The 19,107-nt window shown below is 72.2% G+C and carries 17 protein-coding genes; 12 read left to right on the top strand and 5 right to left on the bottom strand.

Annotated features, from left to right (window positions below):
* The first annotated feature begins 270 nt into the window (after positions 1-270).
* The 9 genes from HG542_RS25840 to HG542_RS25800 all read left to right on the top strand — a co-directional run bounded on the left by HG542_RS25840 (position 271) and on the right by HG542_RS25800 (position 11,198).
* Positions 271-540, top strand: a complete 270-nt coding sequence (locus tag HG542_RS25840) for a DUF1876 domain-containing protein (protein WP_171085443.1) — start codon at positions 271-273, stop codon at positions 538-540.
* Between the two features lie 146 nt (positions 541-686).
* The gene (locus HG542_RS25835; protein WP_171085441.1) at positions 687-1,133 is read left to right on the top strand and encodes a large conductance mechanosensitive channel protein MscL; all 447 of its coding nucleotides are present in this window, start codon (positions 687-689) and stop codon (positions 1,131-1,133) included.
* A 101-nt stretch (positions 1,134-1,234) separates the two neighbouring features.
* The gene (locus HG542_RS25830) at positions 1,235-2,920 is read left to right on the top strand and encodes a sensor histidine kinase (RefSeq protein ID WP_229922458.1); all 1,686 of its coding nucleotides are present in this window, start codon (positions 1,235-1,237) and stop codon (positions 2,918-2,920) included.
* Between the two features lie 27 nt (positions 2,921-2,947).
* Positions 2,948-3,601, top strand: a complete 654-nt coding sequence (locus HG542_RS25825; RefSeq protein WP_171085439.1) for a response regulator transcription factor — start codon at positions 2,948-2,950, stop codon at positions 3,599-3,601.
* A gap of 242 nt (positions 3,602-3,843) precedes the next feature.
* Positions 3,844-5,115: an AMP-binding protein gene (locus HG542_RS25820; protein ID WP_171085436.1), complete on the top strand. Its 1,272-nt coding sequence runs from the start codon at positions 3,844-3,846 to the stop codon at positions 5,113-5,115.
* The gene (locus HG542_RS25815; RefSeq protein ID WP_171085435.1) at positions 5,112-6,413 is read left to right on the top strand and encodes an MFS transporter; all 1,302 of its coding nucleotides are present in this window, start codon (positions 5,112-5,114) and stop codon (positions 6,411-6,413) included. The genes HG542_RS25820 and HG542_RS25815 overlap by 4 nt, the downstream gene beginning before the upstream one ends.
* Positions 6,410-7,546 carry a GNAT family N-acetyltransferase gene (locus tag HG542_RS25810; RefSeq protein WP_171085433.1) on the top strand — a complete coding sequence of 379 codons (1,137 nt, stop codon included), beginning with the start codon at positions 6,410-6,412 and terminating at the stop codon, positions 7,544-7,546. Before HG542_RS25815 ends, HG542_RS25810 begins: the two co-directional genes overlap by 4 nt.
* On the top strand, positions 7,543-8,694 hold the full coding sequence (locus tag HG542_RS25805) for a LuxE/PaaK family acyltransferase (protein ID WP_171085431.1): 1,152 nt from the start codon (positions 7,543-7,545) through the stop codon (positions 8,692-8,694). Before HG542_RS25810 ends, HG542_RS25805 begins: the two co-directional genes overlap by 4 nt.
* Entirely contained in the window at positions 8,691-11,198 is a 2,508-nt protein-coding gene (locus HG542_RS25800; RefSeq protein WP_171085429.1) for an aldehyde dehydrogenase family protein, read from the top strand. Before HG542_RS25805 ends, HG542_RS25800 begins: the two co-directional genes overlap by 4 nt.
* Here HG542_RS25800 and HG542_RS25795 read toward each other — a convergent pair.
* Together HG542_RS25795 and HG542_RS25790 are read right to left on the bottom strand one after the other, a co-directional pair.
* The gene (locus HG542_RS25795) at positions 11,195-11,713 is read right to left on the bottom strand and encodes a GNAT family N-acetyltransferase (protein ID WP_171085427.1); all 519 of its coding nucleotides are present in this window, start codon (positions 11,711-11,713) and stop codon (positions 11,195-11,197) included. The genes HG542_RS25800 and HG542_RS25795 overlap by 4 nt on opposite strands.
* Positions 11,714-11,824: 111 nt before the next feature.
* Entirely contained in the window at positions 11,825-14,368 is a 2,544-nt protein-coding gene (locus HG542_RS25790) for a sensor histidine kinase (protein ID WP_171085425.1), read from the bottom strand.
* Positions 14,369-14,476: 108 nt separating this feature from the next.
* Between HG542_RS25790 and HG542_RS25785 the strand changes: the two genes are divergently transcribed.
* The 3 genes from HG542_RS25785 (at position 14,477) to HG542_RS25775 (ending at position 17,105) form a co-directional block, all read left to right on the top strand.
* Positions 14,477-16,033 (top strand): Na+/H+ antiporter, encoded by a 1,557-nt coding sequence (locus tag HG542_RS25785; RefSeq protein ID WP_229922459.1) that lies wholly within the window; start codon positions 14,477-14,479, stop codon positions 16,031-16,033.
* Positions 16,034-16,130: 97 nt separating this feature from the next.
* Positions 16,131-16,604: a hypothetical protein gene (locus tag HG542_RS25780; RefSeq protein WP_227723896.1), complete on the top strand. Its 474-nt coding sequence runs from the start codon at positions 16,131-16,133 to the stop codon at positions 16,602-16,604.
* Positions 16,605-16,631: 27 nt separating this feature from the next.
* Positions 16,632-17,105: an OsmC family protein gene (locus tag HG542_RS25775; RefSeq protein ID WP_171085421.1), complete on the top strand. Its 474-nt coding sequence runs from the start codon at positions 16,632-16,634 to the stop codon at positions 17,103-17,105.
* A gap of 27 nt (positions 17,106-17,132) precedes the next feature.
* Here the strand turns inward: HG542_RS25775 and HG542_RS25770 are convergent, their stop codons facing one another.
* The 3 genes from HG542_RS25770 to HG542_RS25760 form a co-directional block, all read right to left on the bottom strand.
* Complete coding sequence (locus HG542_RS25770) at positions 17,133-17,708, bottom strand: TerD family protein (protein WP_171085419.1); 576 nt, start codon at positions 17,706-17,708, stop codon at positions 17,133-17,135.
* Positions 17,709-17,814: 106 nt separating this feature from the next.
* On the bottom strand, positions 17,815-18,369 hold the full coding sequence (locus HG542_RS25765; protein WP_171085416.1) for a type 1 glutamine amidotransferase domain-containing protein: 555 nt from the start codon (positions 18,367-18,369) through the stop codon (positions 17,815-17,817).
* 134 nt (positions 18,370-18,503) lie between these two features.
* A complete protein-coding gene (locus HG542_RS25760) occupies positions 18,504-19,016 on the bottom strand; it encodes a DUF6328 family protein (protein ID WP_171085414.1) in 513 nt (170 codons plus the stop codon).
* Between the last annotated feature and the right edge of the window lie 91 nt (positions 19,017-19,107).

Below are 19,107 nucleotides of genomic sequence, written 5' to 3'. Positions count from 1 at the left end.
GGGGCGCGGGGAACGCCGCGCGGCGGCGCCGCCCCCGCAGTGGGGTGCCCCGTAGGGGCGCGGGGAACTGCGCGACCAGCACCCCACCGGCCCGCAGCCGAAGCAGCACGCCCAAAGTCCGGGGCGAAGCCCCGGGAACGCCGTCTGCTGGCCCGTCGTGGCCGACCGCGCAGTTCACCGCGCCCCTGACGGGGCCTCGCCGGCGAGGCCCCGGTGTCGCATTCGGCGCGCCTGATGCACGCTGGAACTGTCACGCAGGAGGTGGACGCCATGCAGACGATCGTTGGATGGCACGTCGATCTGGAATTCGAAGAGGTCGACAAGAAGACGCGCGCGGCGTGCATGCTCAGGCTCCCCGACGGGACCGAGATGCGGGCGCGCGGCCACGCCACACGGCATCCGGACGACCCGGAGCAGTTGCGGGTCGGCGAGGAGGTCGCCGCGGCGCGGGCCCTGAACGCGCTCTCCCGCGAGCTCATGCAGAAGGCCGGCCACGACATCGAGGAGGTCACCCACGTGCAGGCCCACCCGACGATGTGAGCCGGGACGTCCGGCGCACCGCGGGCGGCCGTGAGGCCCGTCCGCGCAGGTCCCGCTCGTGCCGTGCCCCGGGTGCGGGCGGCGGTGGGCGGCGGTAGCGTGCCTCCTGGCCCCAGAGATCCGCAACGGACGCCAGGAGCACGATCATGCTCAAGGGATTCAAGAACTTCGTGATGCGCGGTGACATCGTCACCGTCGCCGTGGGACTGATCATTGCGCTGGCTCTCAGCACCCTGATCAAGGCGTTCACCGACTTCGTGATCAACCCGATCATCGCGAGCCTGCAGGGCGGCCGTTCGCTGGGGCTGGGCTGGCAGCTCGGGCACCGTGGGAACAAGGCGACGTACCTCGACCTGGGGTCGTTCATCTCGGCCCTGATCTACTTCCTCATCTTCATGGCCGTCGTCTACTTCTGCATCGTCATGCCCTACAAGCATGTGCAGGCCCGCCGCGGTGTCGTCGTCTTCCGGGATCCGGGCCCGCTCAAGACGTGCCCGGCCTGCCTGTCCGAGGACCTGCCCGCGGCCGCGGCCAGGTGCCGCCACTGCTGCGCCGAGCAGCCCCCGGCGGCCGCCGCACCGCGCCCGTCCTGAGCGCGGTGCAGCGGCGGGCCGGCTGTTCCGCGACTTCCGTCGATCCAGGACGCGACTTTCGGTGAACGCCACGGGCGGGCCCGGCTGCCTATGGTGCGGGGGTGGATGCGACATCGTGGGCCCGTGACCTGTGGGGGCGGGTGACCGATCCGGCGGACTGGCCCCGCAGGCGGCTTGTGTGGGAGTGCCTGCTGGCCTTCGGGCTCGCCCTGATCGGGGGCTGGGGCGAACTGGCGGGCGGGCACGGCCTGTTGCGGTCCGCGGGGGCCGCCCTGGCCGTGGCGGTGCTCTCCCTGGTGCGGCGCGCCCTGCCCATGACCACGCTCGTCGCCGTGTCCGCCCTGTCGGGCGGCACGGATGCCGCGGGGCTGCTTCTGCCGCTGGCCGGCTGGTCCGCCGGGCGCAGGATCGACGGTGTGCTGAAGGCGCTGGGCGTCTTCAGCGCCTCCCTCGTGCTGTTCGTATGGCTGTCCTTGTGGAGCCAGGACCGGACAGCGCCCCTGTGGCTCGTGCTGGGCGCCCTCTTCTTCCTGGTCTTCGCCGTGGTCCCGGGCCTGGCCAGCCGCTACTGGACGCAGCGGCGCACCCTGCTGCAGACGCTGCAGGAGCGCAACGCCCAGCTGCTGCGCGAGCGCCGGATGGTCGCCGGGCAGGCGCGGATGCGCGAGCGGCAGCGCATCGCCCAGGACATGCACGACAGCCTCGGCCATCAACTGGCCCTGATCGCCGTGCAGACGGGCGCTCTGGAGGTGGACCGCGAGTTGACGGACCGTCAGCGCGAGGCGGTGGCGGTGCTGCGCCAGGCCTCGGTCGCCGCGATGCACGAGCTGCGCGAAGTGGTGGGCATCCTCAAGGACGGCACGCTCGGCGAGGAGTCCGGGGCGGAGCCGCCGGCCCGGGTGGTGGCGGGCATCGGCGGGCTGGTCGATTCGGCGGCCGCGGCCGGGATGCGGGTGACGCTGGAGCGCGCGGGGGAGGCGCGGCCGCTGGCCCCGGCCGTGGACCACGCGGCCTACCGCATCGTGCAGGAGGGGCTCACCAATGCGTACAAGCACGCCCCGGGTGCCCCCATCGCCGTCGCCGTGCGCTTCGAGCCGGATTCACTGGTCGTCGAGGTGGCCAACGGCCCCGCCGGGCCGGACGTGCCGGTCCGGTCCGAGGAGGCGGTCAGCGGCGGGCAGGGGTTGACGGGGCTGCGGGAGCGGGCCCGGCTGGTCGGCGGCATCATCTTCGCGGGGCCGGTCGGGGGCGGGTTCCGGCTGGCGGGGCTGCTGCCCTACGGCTCGGGGGAGGCGCGGGCGACCTTCGTCGATGCGGAGGACGACCTTCGGGAGCAGCCGACGTGGGGGACTCCCGGCGAAGGTGGTCCGGTCATCGACCGACTGGATCCCCGCGAGGAGTTCAAGGACATCATGAGTACGCGGAAGAGCAACGGCTGCCTCGTCGGCTGCGGAATCGCCCTGCTGATCCTGCTGGGGCTGGCGGCGCTGGCCTTCCTGGCGCTGGGGAAGACGGTGGACGAGACGAACAAGGGGCTGCTCGACCGCAGCGTCTACGACTCGGTGAAGGTGGGCGAGCCCGAGCAGCAGGTGCGGGACAGGCTGCCGTCGGGGAAGTCCTTCCTCACCGCCGATCTCAAGGACAAGGGCCCTGCGAAGCCGGCCGGTGCGAGCTGTCTGTCCCTGGTGTCGTCGGAGGGTTCGAAGGGATCCACGGACACGGTTTTCCGCTTTTGCTTCAAGGACGGGAAACTGATCGAGAAGCGCGAGTTCGACGTCCAGAATTAGTTGAAGATTCTCTTAGCGGGAGACCAGGTGATCCGCGTCCTCATTGCCGACGACGAGCCTCTCATCCGGGCGGGCATCCGGATGATTCTCACCTCGGCCGACGACATCGAGGTCGTGGCGGAGGCCGCCGACGGGCGGGCGGCCGTGGAGCTGGCCCGCTCGCACCGGGTCGACGTCGTCCTGCTCGACATCCGGATGCCGGTCATGGACGGGCTGACCGCGCTCGCCGAGCTGGGCCGTGCGGCTCCCGGGGCGCGCGCCCTGGTGCTGACCACGTTCGGCGAGCGGGAGAACGTGCTGCGGGCACTGCGGCAGGGCGGTGCGGGCTTCCTGCTGAAGGACTCCGCGCCGGGCGAGCTGATCGGGGCGGTGCGGGCCGCCGCCGCGGGGGATGCGTATCTGTCCCCCGCGGCCACCCGGCATGTGGCGGACTCCCTGGTGGCCGGCCCGGCCGAGGCCCGTGGCGAGGAGGCGCGGCGCCGGGTGGGGGTGCTCGGCGAGCGGGAGCGCGAGGTGCTGGCCCTGCTGGGCGAGGGCCTGTCGAACGCCGACGCCGGCCGCCGCCTCCACATGAGCGAGGCCACGGTGAAGACGTATGTGAGCCGGATTCTCGCCAAGCTCGAGTGCGAGAACCGCGTCCAGGCCGCACTGCTGGCTCGCGATGCCGGGCTCGGTATCTGAGCAACACCTGACCGACCCGTCAGCATGCCAGGAAGAACTAAGGGTTCCGGCCGTATTTGCCGCACGTTTACCGGCCACTTTGCGCTTTCTGCCTTCGATCCTTCATCATTATGACCGGGCGTCACCTCTGACGCCTGCTCAACGTGAGGGCGCGGGGGCCACCTCACACACACCGCAGGCGGCGACCACCCATATCGCCATGCCGCGGCCCCTGCCCCTTTTCCACACCCCTAGGCAAAGGCATGCCCGTCCACCAACTCCCGGACCTCATACGGTTCGCCCGCCAGCATTCCCCGTACTACGCCGCCCTCTATGCGCCCCTGCCGCCCGGCGTGGAGCGCCTGACCGACCTCCCCGTCATCGACCAGGGAGAGTTCTGGCAGGCCAACACCCTCGAGAACAACCGCGTGCTCACCGAACCGCTGGGAGAGGCGGTCGTCTTCAAGACCGGCGGCACCAGCGGGGCACCCAAGTTCTCCTGCTACACCCGTGACGAATGGCAGGAGTTCGTCACCGCCTTCGGCCATGGCATGACCGAGGCCGGACTGCGCCCCGGCCACCGGGTCGCCGACCTCTTCTATGCCGGCGAGCTCTACGCCAGCTTCCTGTTCATCCTCGACTCGCTCGCGCACGCCCCGGTCGCCAACGTCCGGCTGCCCATCGGCGGAGCCGCACCGCTGGAGTCGACGGTCACCACCCTGCAGGACTTCACCGCCCAGGTGGTGGCGGGCACCCCGACCACCCTGTGCCGGCTCGCCGACCATCTCGTCACCGCCGGGACGCAGTTGCCCGCCGTGGAGCTCGTCCTCTTCGGCGGCGAGGCCCTCTTCGACGACCAGCGCCGCCTGCTGGCCGCCGCCTTCCCCAACGCCCAGGCCCGCTCGCTCGGTTACGCCAGCGTGGACGCCGGGCTGCTCGGCTGCCCCGTCCCCGGCCCCGACGCCCGGGTGCACCGCGCCTTCACCCCGCACTCCGTCGTCGAGATCCTCGACGAGACCACCGGGGAGCCGGTCACCGAGCCCGGACGGCCCGGACGCGTCGTCGTCACCAGCCTGTTCCGCCGGCTCATGCCCATCATCCGCTACCCCGCGGGCGACCGCGCCGAGTGGACCGACGTCGAGGCCGGCCACTTCCGCATCCTCGGCCGCGCCGACGAGGGCGTGCGCGTCGGCCCCGTCTCCCTGTACTCGCAGGACGCCCAGGACGCCGTCGGCCAGGCCGACACCGACGGCCGCATCACCGGCATGCAGCTGGTCGTGCGCCGCTGGGACGGCCGCGACGGACTCGTGCTGCGCCTCGCCACCGCCCCCGGCGACGACGACCCGGCCGAACTGGCCGTCCTCGCCAAGGCCGTGATGACCGGGCTGGAGGACGCCCGGCCGCTGTACCCCGACAGCGTGGGCAAGGGCTTCGTGCACCCCTTGGCCGTCGAGTGGGTCCACCACCGCGACCTGGTGGTCAACACCCGCTCCGGCAAGCTCGTGCGCGTCGTGGACGAGAGGCCGACCGCATGACCGCCGAGACCACCGGCACGGGCCGCCGACGGCCGCTCGTGCTGCGCAACCGCGCCTTCGGGGCCGTCTGGCTGGGCCAGGTCCTGACCCAGGCCGCCGTCCGCATGTTCCAGGTCGGCGTCTCCTGGTGGCTCGTCGCCTATGCCGTCTCCGGCGGACGCGGCCTCGCCTCCGGCCTGTTCATGGCCGTCAGCACCCTGCCCGCCGTGGCCCTCGCCCCCGTCGTCGCCCGGGCGATCGCCCGCTGCGCGCACCGCTCGGTGCTGCGCACCGCGGCCGCCGGAGCCGGAACGGCCGCTGCGGCCCTGGCCGTCTGGGCCGGCACCGCCGGCCTGCCGCTCGCGGCCGCCTACGCGGCGACCCTGGCCCTGTCCACCTGCCAGGCGTTCTTCGACCCCTGCCTGACGACCTCGGTGCCCGAACTCGTCGACGACGAGGACATCGAGGCCGCCACCGGATTCGAGCTGTCCACCCAGTCGCTGGCCAGCCTCGGCGGCGCGCTGCTCGGCGCCCTCATCGTCGACCGGGCCGGGATCGCGGGCCTGGCCGTCGGCTGCACCGCCGCCTACGCGACCGCAGCCCTGCTCGTCGGCACCGCCCGCTTCCGCCCCCTCGCGGCGGACGGCGAGGCCGGCGAAGAGGCCGGGGGACAGCGCACGTTGCGCAGCATCCTGTCCGGCCTGCCGTACGTGCGGAAGATCCTGGTCTGCTTCACCGCGGCCAACCTCTTCACCACCGCGGTCTTCGTCGTCATCCCGCTCTACACCAAGTCCGTGCTCCACAACGGCGGCAGCACCGTCGCCCTGCTGGAGGCCTCGCTCGGCACGGGCACGCTGATCGGTTCCTTCACCGGTGTCCGGGTGCCGGGCAGGCCCACCGTCGTCGGCGCCTCCTGCCTCGGGCTGATGGCCGCCGCGCTCGCCCTGCCCGGTCTCGTCGCCTCGCAACTCGCCTTCGCGGGCGGCCTGGTGGTGGCCGGCTGGTGCGTGGGAGTCATCGGGGTGCGCTTCGTGGCCCTGTTCCAGCGGCTCGTGCCCGCCGCGGACAAGCCGGGCTTCTTCGCCGTCATGCAGGCCGTGCTCGGCGCGACCTTCCCCGTCGCCTCCCTGCTCTTCGGACTCCTCGGCGACGCGCTCTCGGCACGCACCCTGTGCCTGGTCCAGGCGGCCGGCATCCTGCCCGTCGCCTGCATGCTGGCCCTGCTCGGCGACCCCGCCCCGGCCGCGTCCGACGAGCCCGCGGAGTCCACGGAGGACACCGCCCCGGCGCTCGCCGGCACCGGGGGAGGCGGGCGATGACCGCCGCGATCAGCCGCGCGGGCTGCGCCGACATCGCCGACCTGCGCCAGCTCTACTACGCCGTCTACGGGCCCCACTACCCCACGGCACTGGGCACCGACCCCGCCGAGATGACCCGGCTCATCGGGGACCCGCACACCCTCTGGCTCGTCGCCCGCTGCACGGTGACCGGCGCCCTCGTCGGCTCCGCCGCCATCCACAGCGAGCCCGGCAGCCGCATCGGCCGCCTCGAAGGGCTCGCCGTGCACCCCGACCACCGGGCGGGCGGCCTCGCCGGCGCACTCACCGAGGCGCTCTGCGCGCAGATGCTCGACCAGGGCCGGCTGGACTCGGTGTACGCCACCGTCCGCACCGTCATCGCGGGACCCCAGCGCGTCGTCACGCGCAACGGCTTCCGGCCCATGGGCATCCTGCCCAACGCCGTGGACCTCGACTCCCGCGAAAGCCTGGCACTCTACGCGCGTTACTCGCAGGGTGTGCTGGACCGGCGCATCCCCGTCCCCGAAGTGCCCGCCCCGCTCACCCCGCTGCTGCGCAACGTCGAGCGCAGCCTGGGCGTCAGCTACGCGGACACCCGGGCCACCGCCCCCGTCCCCGCGCCGCCCCGGCCCGCGGCGGCGCGGCTGGAGATGATCGAGGCGCCCGCCTTCGTACGCCGCCGCTTCCGCGAGCGCTTCCCCGACAGCGCCCAGTGGTTCTACCCGCTGCACACGCCCAACGTGCTGCTGATGCCCGACGACGGCGGCTTCGAGGTCTACGCCTACCTCAACCGCACCGGACGGTACTGCGCCCTCGTGGCAGCCCACCCCGAACCGGCCGCCGCGGCCGCCTGGCTGGAGCCGCTCACACAGACCCTCACCCGCGCCGGCGCCGGCTACGTCGAGGCACTCGTGCCGCTCGACCACCACCGCGCGATCTCCGCGTTCCTGCACCAGGGCTTCATCCCCAGCGCCCTCTACCCGGCCATGCGCCCGGAGGGCGACGGATTCCACGACTACGTGGTGATGTCCCGCACCGCCGAACAGATCGACTTCCGCGGCGTGGTCGTCGACGCACCGCTCCAGCCCTACCTGGACTCCTACCTGTCGGCCTGGGCGTCGACCTACCTGCCCACACTCGAGGTTGCCCCGTGAACCCCCATCTCGCCCCGATCGGCGTCCCCGACCCCGACCTGCTGCCGCACGTGCAGCAGCTGTGCGACCTGACCGACCCCTACGCCTGCGGCCCCGCCGAGGACGAACTGTTCGCCGCCGCCATGGCCGAGACCAACGCCTGGCACCGCGAACGGTCGGCGTTCTTCAGCGCGTTGTACGAGCGTATGGAAGACGACGGTGCACCGTTCCGTGCACCTCTCGTGCACGCGAACTTCTTCAAGCGCCACGAGGTGCTCTCCATCCCGCGCGACGAGGTCGACCTGCACCTGACCTCCTCCGGCACCACCGGCCAGAAGTCGCAGATGTTCTTCGACCGGTGGACCATCCGCTCCGCCCAGCGCATGGTCGCCCGCATCTTCGAGCACAACGGCTGGATCACCCCCGAGCAGGAGGTCAACTACCTGCTCTACAGCTACGAGCCCGCCCGCGACCTGAAGCTCGGCACCTCCTTCACCGACAACTACCTGTGCGACTTCGCACCGGCCCGGAACGTCGAACACGCCCTGCGCCACACCGGCAACGGCCACGAGTTCGACCCCTTCGGCTGCATCGCCGCCCTGCAGCGCTACGCCCAGGACGACGCACCCGTGCGCATCCTCGGCTTCCCCGCGTTCCTCTTCTTCACCCTGGAGCGCATGCGCGCCCTGGGCATGCCGCCCCTGACCCTGCCCGAGGGCTCCCTGGTGATCCTCGGCGGCGGCTGGAAGGGCCACACCGACCGCCAGATCGGCAAGGACGAGCTCTACGCCCGCGTCACCGAACAACTGGGCATCCCCTCCGAGCGGATCCGCGACACCTTCGGCTCCGTCGAACACTGCATCCCCTACATCGAGTGCGACCACCACCGGCTGCACGCCCCCGTGTGGTCACGGGTGTTCATCCGCTCCACCCGCACCCTCGAACCGCTGCCGTACGGCGAGACCGGCTATCTGCACCTCGTCTCGCCGTACATCACCTCCGTACCGGCGCAGAGCGTCCTGATGGGGGACCTCGCCTCCCTGCACCCCGGCGAGGAGTGCGGCTGCGCCCTGGACACGCCGTGGTTCACCATCCACGGCCGCGCCGGAGTGAGCCGCAACCGCAGCTGCGCGGTGGCCGCCGCCGAACTGATGAAGGGCATGTCGTGACCGTCCAGAACCCGCAACACCACTACTGGCAGGGCGCGTTCGTCGACGACGCCGAGGCCGGCCGCCGCCTCGCCGACCTGCCCGCCGCCGTCGAGGCCGCGCTCGCCACGCCGCTGGAGACCGAGACGCTCCTGGCCGCCTGCGACACCCTGGGCGCCGCCCTGCGCGACCCGGCGCACCCCGTGCACGCCCGCCTCGCCGCGCATCTGCCCGAGGGCGAGGACGCGACCGTCCTCGCCGAACTCGGCGCGTTCTTCAGCCGGGAGGAGCTCACCCGCAAGCTGCGCCGCGAACTCGGCGGCACCGCCCCGCAGCGGCTGGGCCGCCCCGACGCCAAGGAGACCGTCTACGAGGCCTGGGCCCCGGTCGGCCTCGTCGCGCACATCGCCCCGGGCAACGCCGTCACCGTCGCGCCCCTCAGCGTCGTCGAAGGACTGCTCGCCGGGAACGTCAACGTCCTCAAGACGAGCAGCGCCGACACCCTCCTCGCCCAGCACCTGCTGGCCGAACTCGCCGCACTGGACCCCACGGGGGCCATTGCCGAGCGCGTGATCGTGCTGCGCTTCCCCTCCTCCCGCCAGGAATGGCTGGGCCTGATGTGCGCGCCCGCCGACGCCGTCGCGGTGTGGGGCGGCGAGGCCGCCGTCGAGGGCGTGGCCGCCCATGTGCCGCCCGGCTGCCGCCTGGTGGAGTGGGGCCACAAGATCTCCTTCGCCTACCTGACGCGCGACGCCGCACAGGACGCGACCGTGCTGGACGCGCTCGCCTCGGACGTCTGCCTGCACGAACAGCAGGCCTGCTCCAGCCCGCAGGTCGTCTACCTCGACACCGAGGACCACGACGAGGTCTTCGCCTTCGCCGAGCGCTTCGCCGCCGTCCTCGCCGGCATGCCCCCGGCCGTGCGGCAGGACGAGCTCGGACCCGCCGAGGAGGCCGAGCTCACCACCACCGAGCTGATGGCCCGCCTGGAGGAACACCTGGGCCTGACCCGGGTGTTCGCCGCCCCCGACGGCTCCTGCCGCGTCCTGGCCGACACCCGGGCCGCGCTCACCGCCTCCCCGCTGCACCGCAGCGTGTGGGTCAAGCCGCTGCCCCGCAAGCAGTTGATCGCCACCCTGCGCCCGATGCGCCGCTACCTGCAGACCGCGGGCATCGCGGGCAGCACCGCGGACGTCGCGGAGCTCTCGCGCACCGCCCTGGCCGCGGGCGTCACCCGCGTCACCCCGGTCGGCGCCATGCTGGCGAGCTACCCCGGCGAACCGCACGACGGCGTCTACGCCCTCCAGCGCTACAGCCGCCGCGTCGCCGTCCAGGCCGACGCGCGCTTCACCACCACCGCCTGCCTCGACGACCTCGCCCGTACCGCGGAATTCCCGCCGCCGTCCGGCCCGTTGCTCGACAAGGCGGCCGTGCAGGAGCTCAACCGCGGTGTCGACGCGCGCGACGCGGAGCTGTACTTCCGCAGCGGCGGCAGCACAGGCACCCCCGCCCTGTCGCTCTTCAGCTACGACGACTACGACACCCAGATGCACGCCGCCGCCCGCGGCCTGCTCGCCGCCGGGTACGACCCGAAGCACGACCGCACCGCCAACCTCTTCTACTGCGGCGGCATGTACGGCGGCTTCATCAGCTTCTTCTCCATCCTGGAACGCCTGGGCGGCGTCCAGATGCCGATGGCCGCGGGCCCCGACCACCGGGCCACGGCCGAGATGCTGGTGGAGTACGAGGTCGACACCCTCTTCGGCATGCCCTCCTACCTGTGGCAGCTGCTCCACGAACAGGCGGACCTGCTGCGCGGGTACGGCGGCATCCGCAAGATCTTCTACGGTGGCGAGCACTTCACCGAGGAGCAACGGCGCACGCTGGCCGAGACGTTCGGCATCGAGTGCATCCGCTCCATCACCTACGGCAGCACCGACCTGGGCCCGCTGGGCTACCAGTGCACGGAGAGCAGCGGCAGCGTCCACCACCTGCACGCCGACCTGCACACGCTGGAGATCCTCCACCCCGAGGAGGACCGCCCGGTGGAGCCGGGGGAGACGGGCCGCCTGGTCTTCACCACCCGCGCCCGCCGCGGCCAGAACCTGGACCGCTACGTCATCGGCGACCTGGGCCGAGCCCTGCCCGGCCCCTGCCCCTGCGGCAGCCGGTCCCCGCGCTTCGAACTGCTGGGCCGGCTCGGCGACGTGATGCGGGTGGCGACGTACTTCCTCAACCACCGCCGCTTCACGGCCATCGCGGAGCAGGACTGCCGCTACCGCGGCGAGCTGCAGATCGTCCTCTCCAACGACGGCACCCGCGAACGCCTGACCGTCCGTGTGGAGCCCACGGGCGGTGCGGAACCGGCCGCGGTGCGCGCCGCCCTGCTGGCCGGCTACGCCGAGCTGCGCACGGCGGTGGAGGAACGGCTGCTCGACCTCGTCGTCGAGGCCGTGGACGGCGCGGACTTCGCCCGCACGGCGACGAGCGGCAAGCTGCGGGCGGTGGTGGACGAGCGCCGCTAGGCCACCCGCCGGGCCAGTATCTGCCCCGGCCACGCATCGACCATGAAACGGTCGGTGGGGGTGAACCCGTTGCGCTCGTAGAACGCGACCAGTTCACCCCCGCCGCCCGCCCAGCAGTCCACCCGCAGCAGCTCCACACCGGCCCGCCGGGTCTCCTCGGCGGCGTGGTCCAGCAGCGCGGCCCCGATGCCGCGTCCGGCATGCCGCCGGTCGGATACCAGCAGCCGCACGTACCGCTCGGGTTCCCCGGCGGGCGCGATCGGCATCTGCGGACTGGGCCCGGAATCCAGCACCAGGGCCCCGACGGTTCGTCCGTTCAACTCCGCGATGTACGGCACGTTCTCGGTGGTGTACCGCTCGACCCGCTCCACCCCGCCGGGCTTCTGCGAATACGGGGTGGTGCCCCACTGCTCGGTGTTGCCGCGCGCGTTCATCCAGGCCACGGCGGCGTCGAGCATGTCCAGGATGGCCGGTGCATCGGCGAGGCCGCCGGGTCTGATCCGTATGTCGTTCATGGCGGAAGCCTAGACACGACCGCGCCCCGTGCCCCGAAGGGGCGCGAGGCTGTCACATATGCGGCTCCGCCGCGTGGGCGCGACCAGCCAAGAACGTCCCGCAGCAGAAACTCACGGCCCAGCCGGCGGCACCGGCGCCGCCGGGAGCGAGACGACCATCGTCAGGCCGCCGCCCGGGGTGTCCTCAGGGCTCAAGGTTCCGCCCATCGCCTCCGTCAGCCCCCGGGACAACGCGAGCCCCAGCCCGAGACCCGTCGTGTTGTCCGTGTCGCCCAGGCGCTGGAACGGTGCGAACGCCCGCTCCCGGTCCTGCTGCCGTATGCCGGGTCCCCGGTCGATGACGCGCAGTTCGACCCGTGAGGCGAGGACGCTCGCCGCGACGGTGACGGGGCGGCCGGCGGGGGAGTGCCGGGCGGCGTTGGCCACCAGGTTGGCGATCACCCGTTCCAGCAGGGGCGGATCGGCCAGCACGGCGGGCGCGTCCGCCACGTCCTGCACGACGACGGGGTCGGCCGGGGCCTCGGGCAGGCTGTCCAGCGCCAGGGGGAGTATCTCGGCGAGCGCGGTGGGCTGCAGGTGCAGGGTCAGGGCGCCGGCCTGGATGCGGCTCATGTCCAGCAGGTTGTCGACCAGCCGGTTGAGCTTGGCCAGCGACTCCTCGGCGGTGGCCAGGAGTTCCTCGCGGTCCTCCTCCGAGAAGCTGACGTCACGGCTGCGCAGGGAGCTGATGGCGGCCCAGCCGCCGGCCAGCGGAGTGCGCAGGTCGTGGCTGACGGCGGCGAGCAGGGCGGTGCGCATGCGGTCGGCGGCCTTGACCGGTTCGATCTCGGCGGCCGCCTCGGCGAGCCGGGCCCGTTCCACGGCGGCCGTCAGGTGGGCGGCGAAGGCGGTGAGGACGCGGTGCTCGGTGGCGGGCAACGGGCGGCCGCGCAGGACGAGTTCGCTGTCGGCTCCTATGGGGACGGCGATCCCGTCCCCGTTCCCCCGGGACGTCGCGGGCCGCACCGCCTCCGACTCGCGGTGGCGCGGGCGCAGTTCGACGGACGCCATGCCGAACGTCTCACGGGTGCGCTCCAGCAGCACGGGGACGTCCAGTTCGCCGCGGAGGATGCCGCCGGCGAGCGAGGAGAGGGTCTCGGCCTCGGCCGTGGCGCTCGCCGCCCTGCGGCTCAGCCGCTGTGAACCGTCCACGACGGTCGCCACGATGACGGCGACGAGTGCGAAGACGACGAGCGCGAGGATGTTGTTGGCCTCGTAGACGGTGAAGCGGCCGATGGGCGGGATGAAGGTGTAGTTGAGCAGCAGGGATGCCGTGACCGAGGCCAGCAGCGCGGAGACGACGCCGCCGATGCAGGCCACGCCGACGACGGCCAGCAGGAACAGCAGTGTCTCGCTGGTGAGGTTGAGGTCGAGCGGCCCGGCGACGCCGCGCAGCAGCAGGGTCAGCAGGACGGGCAGGACGAATCCGGCCACCGGGCCCGCGATGCGGCGGGTGCGGGAGAGGCCGCTGCCGGGGACGGGCAACGCGCGTCCCCGGCCGGCCCGTTCGTGGGTGACCATATGGACGTCGATGTCGCCCGAGCCCTCGACCACGGAGTCGCCGACGCCCTGCGGGGTGAGCCAGCGCAGCAGCCGGCCGCGGCGGCTGACGCCGACGACGAGCTGGGTGGCGTTCTCGGCCCGGGCGAAGGCGAGCAGTGCCGCGGGCACGTGGTCGCCGACGACGGTGTGGTAGCTGCCGCCCAGGGTCTCGACGAGCTGGCGCTGCCGGGCCAGGGCCGCCGGCGAGGCGCCGGCGAGCCCGTCGCTGCGGGCGACGTGGACGGCCAGCAGGTCACCGCCCGCGGAACGGGCCGCGATGCGCGCCGCACGCCGGATGAGCGTCTCGCCCTCGGGGCCGCCGGTGAGGGCGACCACGACGCGCTCGCGGGTCTCCCACACGCCGCCGATGCCGTGTTCGGCACGGTAGCGCTGCAGCGTCTCGTCGACGCGCTCGGCGAGCCACAGCAGCGCCAACTCCCGCAGCGCGGTGAGATTGCCGACGCGGAAGTAGTGCGAGAGGGCCGCGTCGATCTTCTCCGGCGCATAGATGTTGCCGTGCGCCATGCGGCGGCGCAGCGCCTCGGGCGGCATGTCGACGAGCTCGATCTGATGGGCGCGGCGCACGACGTCGTCGGGGACGGTCTCGCGCTGCGGCACGCCGGTGATCTTCTCGACGACGTCGTTGAGCGACTCCAGGTGCTGGATGTTCACGGTGGTGACGACGTCGATCCCGGCGGCGAGCAGTTCCTCGACGTCCTGCCAGCGCTTGGTGTTGCGCACGCCGGGCGCGTTGGTGTGCGGCAGCTCGTCGATCAGGACGACGTCCGGGCGGCGCGCGAGGACCGCGTCGAGGTCGAGTTCGGTGACCTCCATGCCCCGGTAGCTGCGCCGCTGCCGGGGCACGACCTCAAGCCGCTCCAGCATCTTCTCGGTGTGCGGCCGCCGATGGCACTCGGCGAAACCCACCACGACATCGGTGCCGCGCTCGGCACGGCGCCGCCCCTCGTCCAGCATCCGGTACGTCTTGCCGACCCCGGGCGCGGCGCCGAGATAGACCTTGAGTCTGCCGGGAGGCCTGCGCCGTTCCCCGGGAGGCGCGCTGACCTGCGCCATGAGGTGCTCCTTCCTGGAATGGTCCACACCTCATCGTCGGGCCGGGCGGCATCGATCGCGGTACTGGACAGCGACGTTGACGCATTCCTGACCCGTGATAATTCGCACGTGACAACCCTGACCGCCACCGTGCTCCTCGTCGGATTCGCCACCCTCGTCGCCACGGGGGCCCGCCACTGGCGGATCCCCGCCCCCTCGTTGCTGGTGGTGGGCGGGGTGCTGATGGGACTGCTGCCCTGGATACCCGACGTCCGGGTCTCCCCAGATGTGATCAGTGTCGCGGTGCTCCCGCCGCTGCTGTACGCCTCGGCGGAGGAGATTCCCTGGCGCGAACTGCGCAGGGTGTGGCGGCCGGTGACCGTCCTGGCCTTCGGCCTGGTGCTGGTCAGTGCGGCGGCGGTCGGGGCGGTGGCCGCGGCGATCACCCCGTTGCCGGGCACGATGGCGTTCGTCCTGGGCGCGATCCTGGCCAGTACGGACCCGGTGGCGGTGACCGCGCTGGGCCGGCGGTTGTCGCTGCCGCCGCGCATCCAGGTGCTGGTGCAGGCGGAGAGCCTGTTCAACGACGCGACGTCGCTGGTGCTGTTCAAGGTGGCGGTCACCACCGCGGTGGCCGCGAGTGCGGTCTCGCTTCCGGCCGCGGGCGGCCAGTTCCTGGTCCTGGGCGGCGGGGGTGCACTGGTGGGCGCGGCGGTCGCGGGGGCGGCGGCGCTGATCCGGCGGCGTACGGAGGACCCGGTGCTGGAGACGGTCATCGCGCTTGTCACGCCCTACGCCGGCTACGTCCTGGCCGAGGACCTGCACGCCTCGGGCGTCACCTCGGTCGTGATCGCCGGCGTGCTGCTCGGCAGCACGGGCCACACCCTCACCAGCGGGTCCGTCCGGCTGCAGGTCCAGGCCGTCTACGGCACGGTGGTCTTCCTCCTGGAAAGTGTCGTCTTCGCGCTGATCGGGCTGCAACTCCCCACGCTCGTACGGGCCCTCGGCCTGAGCCGGCACGACTGGCTGCCCGGGGTGCTGGCCGTGGCCGGCACGGTGATCGCGGTGCGGCTGCTGGGGGTGCTGCCGCTGTCGGTGGTGATGCAGCGCCGGCGCGGCGACGGCCCGGTGTCCTGGCGGGTCCCCGCGGTGGTGTCGTGGGCGGGGACGCGCGGGGTGATGCCGCTGGCCGCGGCGCTGTCGGTGCCGCTGGCGACGGACGCGGGGGAGGCGCTGCCGCACCGGTCGCTGATCCTGGTGCTCACCACGGGAGTCGTGGCGTTCACGCTCGTCCTGCAGGGCTTCACACTGGCCCCGGTGGTGCGGTGGTCGGGCATCGCCCTGGAGCCGGAGCACACGGCCCGCGAGGAGGCCCGGGCCCGGGCGGCGCTCGCGGAGGCGGGGCTGGGATGCCTGGAGGAGATGGAACAGCTGGAGGCGGCACCGGCCATCGTCATCGACCAGCTGCGGCGGGGACTGCTGGCACGGCTGGACCAGGCGGACGCGGACCAGGGAGAGGCGGCGTCCGCCGTATCGGCCGCGGACTACCGGGAGTTGCGCCGTACGGTGATCGCGGCGGAGTCCGCGGAGCTGGCACGGCTGTATGCCGACAACCACATAGGGGACATGACGCGGCGACGCCTGCAGCGGGCGCTGGACCTGGAGGAGGCGGGCCTCGGAGAGTAAGGCGGCGAGTAAAACGGAAGGAACACTTCCGGTGCGCCGAGCGCTCTACAAGGTGAAGGAACACACAACTGTGGGGGAAATGATGTCCGCCAAGTCAGTGAACCGAACCGTCAAACGCATCGCCATCGCCCTCGCCGCCCTGCTCACGCTGTCCGCCCCGGCCACCGCGTTCGCGGCGGACGCCCCGTCGCCGCCCGTCCGCGCGGGCAGCAGCGACTCGGCCCAGGACCGCGTGGCGGCCTTCTACAGCGCCTACATAGACGCCCGCTCCGGCGAACCCGACACCTCGCTCGCCAACGCCCTGCGCGAGCACTACCTCACCAAGGAGTTCCGCGTCCGCCTGGAGTCCTGGGAGCACAGCCACCACGTGGACGGGATCCTGCGGGCGCAGAACACGCCGCGCGCCTGGCAGGTCACCTACGACAACAGCGGTGCGGGGCACACGTGGACGCGGGTGCGGCTCACCTGGGGCGACGACCAGCACCCGACGTACACGTACCTGTCGGTGCAGTCGGACTTGAGCACCAAGCTCATATCCGACATCAAGCAGGAGGATTCGGGCAAGAGTTGAGCCGACCGCGGCCCCTATGCTGGCCGCGTGACGGAGACACACACCTACGACGTGACGATCGAATGGACCGGCAACCTCGGTCCGGGCACGGCGGGTTACCGGTCCTTCAGCCGCGCCCATGAGGTGCTGGCCGAGGGGAAGTCACCCATCGCCGCCTCCTCGGATCCGGCCTTCCGCGGCGACCCGGCCCGCTGGAACCCCGAGGAACTGCTGGTGGCCTCGGTCGCCCAGTGCCATATGCTCTGGTACCTCCACCTGTGCGCCGTCGGCGGGGTGACCGTCGTCGACTACGAGGACCGGGCCCACGGCGTCATGACCATGGACGCGAGCGGCGGGGGAGGCCGGATCACCGAGGTCGTCCTCCGGCCCGAAGTGACCGTCGCCGAGGCGTCGATGACGGACAAGGCCCGCGCACTGCACGGCGATGTGCACGCGGTCTGCTTCATCGCCCGCTCGGTGAACTTCCCCATCCGGCACGAGCCGGTCGTCCGCGTCCAGTGACGAAGGCCCGATCCGCGTCCTCGGACGCTAGACGTTGACCCCGAAGTCCTGGGCGATGCCGGCCAGCCCGGACGCGTAACCCTGCCCGATCGCCCGGAACTTCCACTCGCCGCCGTGCCGGTACACCTCGCCGAAGACCATCGCGGTCTCGGTGGAGGCGTCCTCCGTCAGGTCGTAACGGGCGATCTCCCGCCCGTCGGCCTGGTTGACCACGCGGATGAACGCGTTGCGCACCTGCCCGAAGCTCTGCCCGCGCTGCTCGGCGTCGTAGATGGACACCGGGAAGACGATCCGCGCCGCCTGTGCGGGGACGGCGGCCAGGTCGACCTGGATCTGCTCGTCGTCGCCGTCACCGCCGCCCGTGAGGTTGTCACCGGAGTGCCGGACCGAACCCTCGGGGCTGCTGAGGTTGTTGAAGAAGACGAAGTGCTGGTCGGAGAGGACCCTGCCGGACACGTCGCAGAGCAGGGCGGAGGCGTCGAGGTCGTAGTCCGCTCCCGTGGTGGTGCGGACGTCCCAGCCCAGACCGACGGTCACCGCGGTCAGGCCCGGGGCCTCCTTGCTCAGCGAGACGTTGCCGCCCTTGGACAGGGTCACGGCCATGGGGTCCTCCGTGCATGATGCAGTGGGTGTGCTGTCGACAGGCAGGACGCACGGGCGGGCCCCAGGGTTCCCCGCTTGCGCAATACATGAAGTGTTGACCGGGCGGTCAGTCCCCGTCGGCGGGCGACGCCTTGCCGAACGCATCGATGAACGCCGTGCAGAAAGCCTTCAGGTCGTCCGGTTTACGGCTGGTGACCAGCGTGTTGGGGCCGCCCGTGCAGAGCATGACCTGCTGGTCGACCCACGTTCCGCCCGCATTGCGCACGTCGGTCTGCAGACTGGGCCACGAGGTGAGGGTGCGGCCCCGCACCACGTCGGCCTCGATCAGCGTCCACGGGGCATGGCAGATGGCGGCGACCGGCTTTCCGGCGTCGAAGAACCCCTTCACGAATTCCACGGCCTTCCGGTCCATGCGCAGCGCATCGGGATTCGCGACGCCGCCGGGAAGGACCAGCCCGTCGAAATCCTCGATACGGGCCTCGTCCAGCGTCAGGTCCACAGGAAAGGTGTCGGCGCGGTCCAGGTGGTTGAAGGCCTGGATCCGGCCGCTGCGGGTGGAGACGAGCCGGGGTTTGTCGCCGTGGTCGAGAGCGGCCTGCCAGGGTTCGGTGAGTTCGACCTGCTCGACACCGTCCGGTGCCGCGAGAAATGCGATCTGCATGGTGCCGTCCTTCGCCGTCTTTCGCCGTCCTTCGCGTCTTCCGCTGTCGGGCTACGGGTGACCGTTCGTGCGGCGCGGAAACACCCCGTCCCGGGAATGGGCGTGCGGAATCCCCCGGACGGCCGCGCGAGCGCTCACCTGCGCCGCCCGTAGCGGTACAGCGCCCAGCAGGGCAGCCCGAACCAGCACAGCACCAGCCAGCCGATGAGCCCGCCCACCAGCCAGGGAACGGCGCTGTTGTGCAGGGCGACGCGCAGGATCAGCAGCAGGACCGAGACGACCGTCGCCAGCAGCAGGACGACACCGGCCAGCGTGAGCCGGGAGGCCCAGGTGACGGTCTGCGGCTTGAGCCGCCGCCCGCTGACGATCCGGTGGAACGAAACCGGCCCGACCAGCGCCCCCGTGGTGGCAGCGCCGAGCGCCACGGTGACCACGTAGATGAGCCGGTCGGCGTCGTCCAGCGAGGCGAAGCGCGGGGTGAAGGCCACCGTCAGCAGGAAGCCGAAGAGGATCTGCACCCCGGTCTGCGCGACCCGCACCTCCTGGAGCAGCTCGCCCCAGCGCCGGTCCGCGCGCTCCTCGGGCGATTCGCGGCGCCCGACGCGATGCTCCTCGCCGGGTGGGGGAGGCCCGCCGTCCGCTGCCATGCCGTCACTGTGCGGCAGTTTCGGGACGGTCGCGACTCCGGGGAGGCGGAGTGGTGGGTGTGGGAAGGCGAACCTGACCTGACGGGATGCC

Source organism: Streptomyces morookaense, from assembly GCF_013030945.1.
GTDB classification, from domain to species: Bacteria; Actinomycetota; Actinomycetes; order Streptomycetales; family Streptomycetaceae; genus Streptomyces; species Streptomyces morookaensis.
This window is presented reverse-complemented; position numbering and strand designations above follow the sequence as displayed.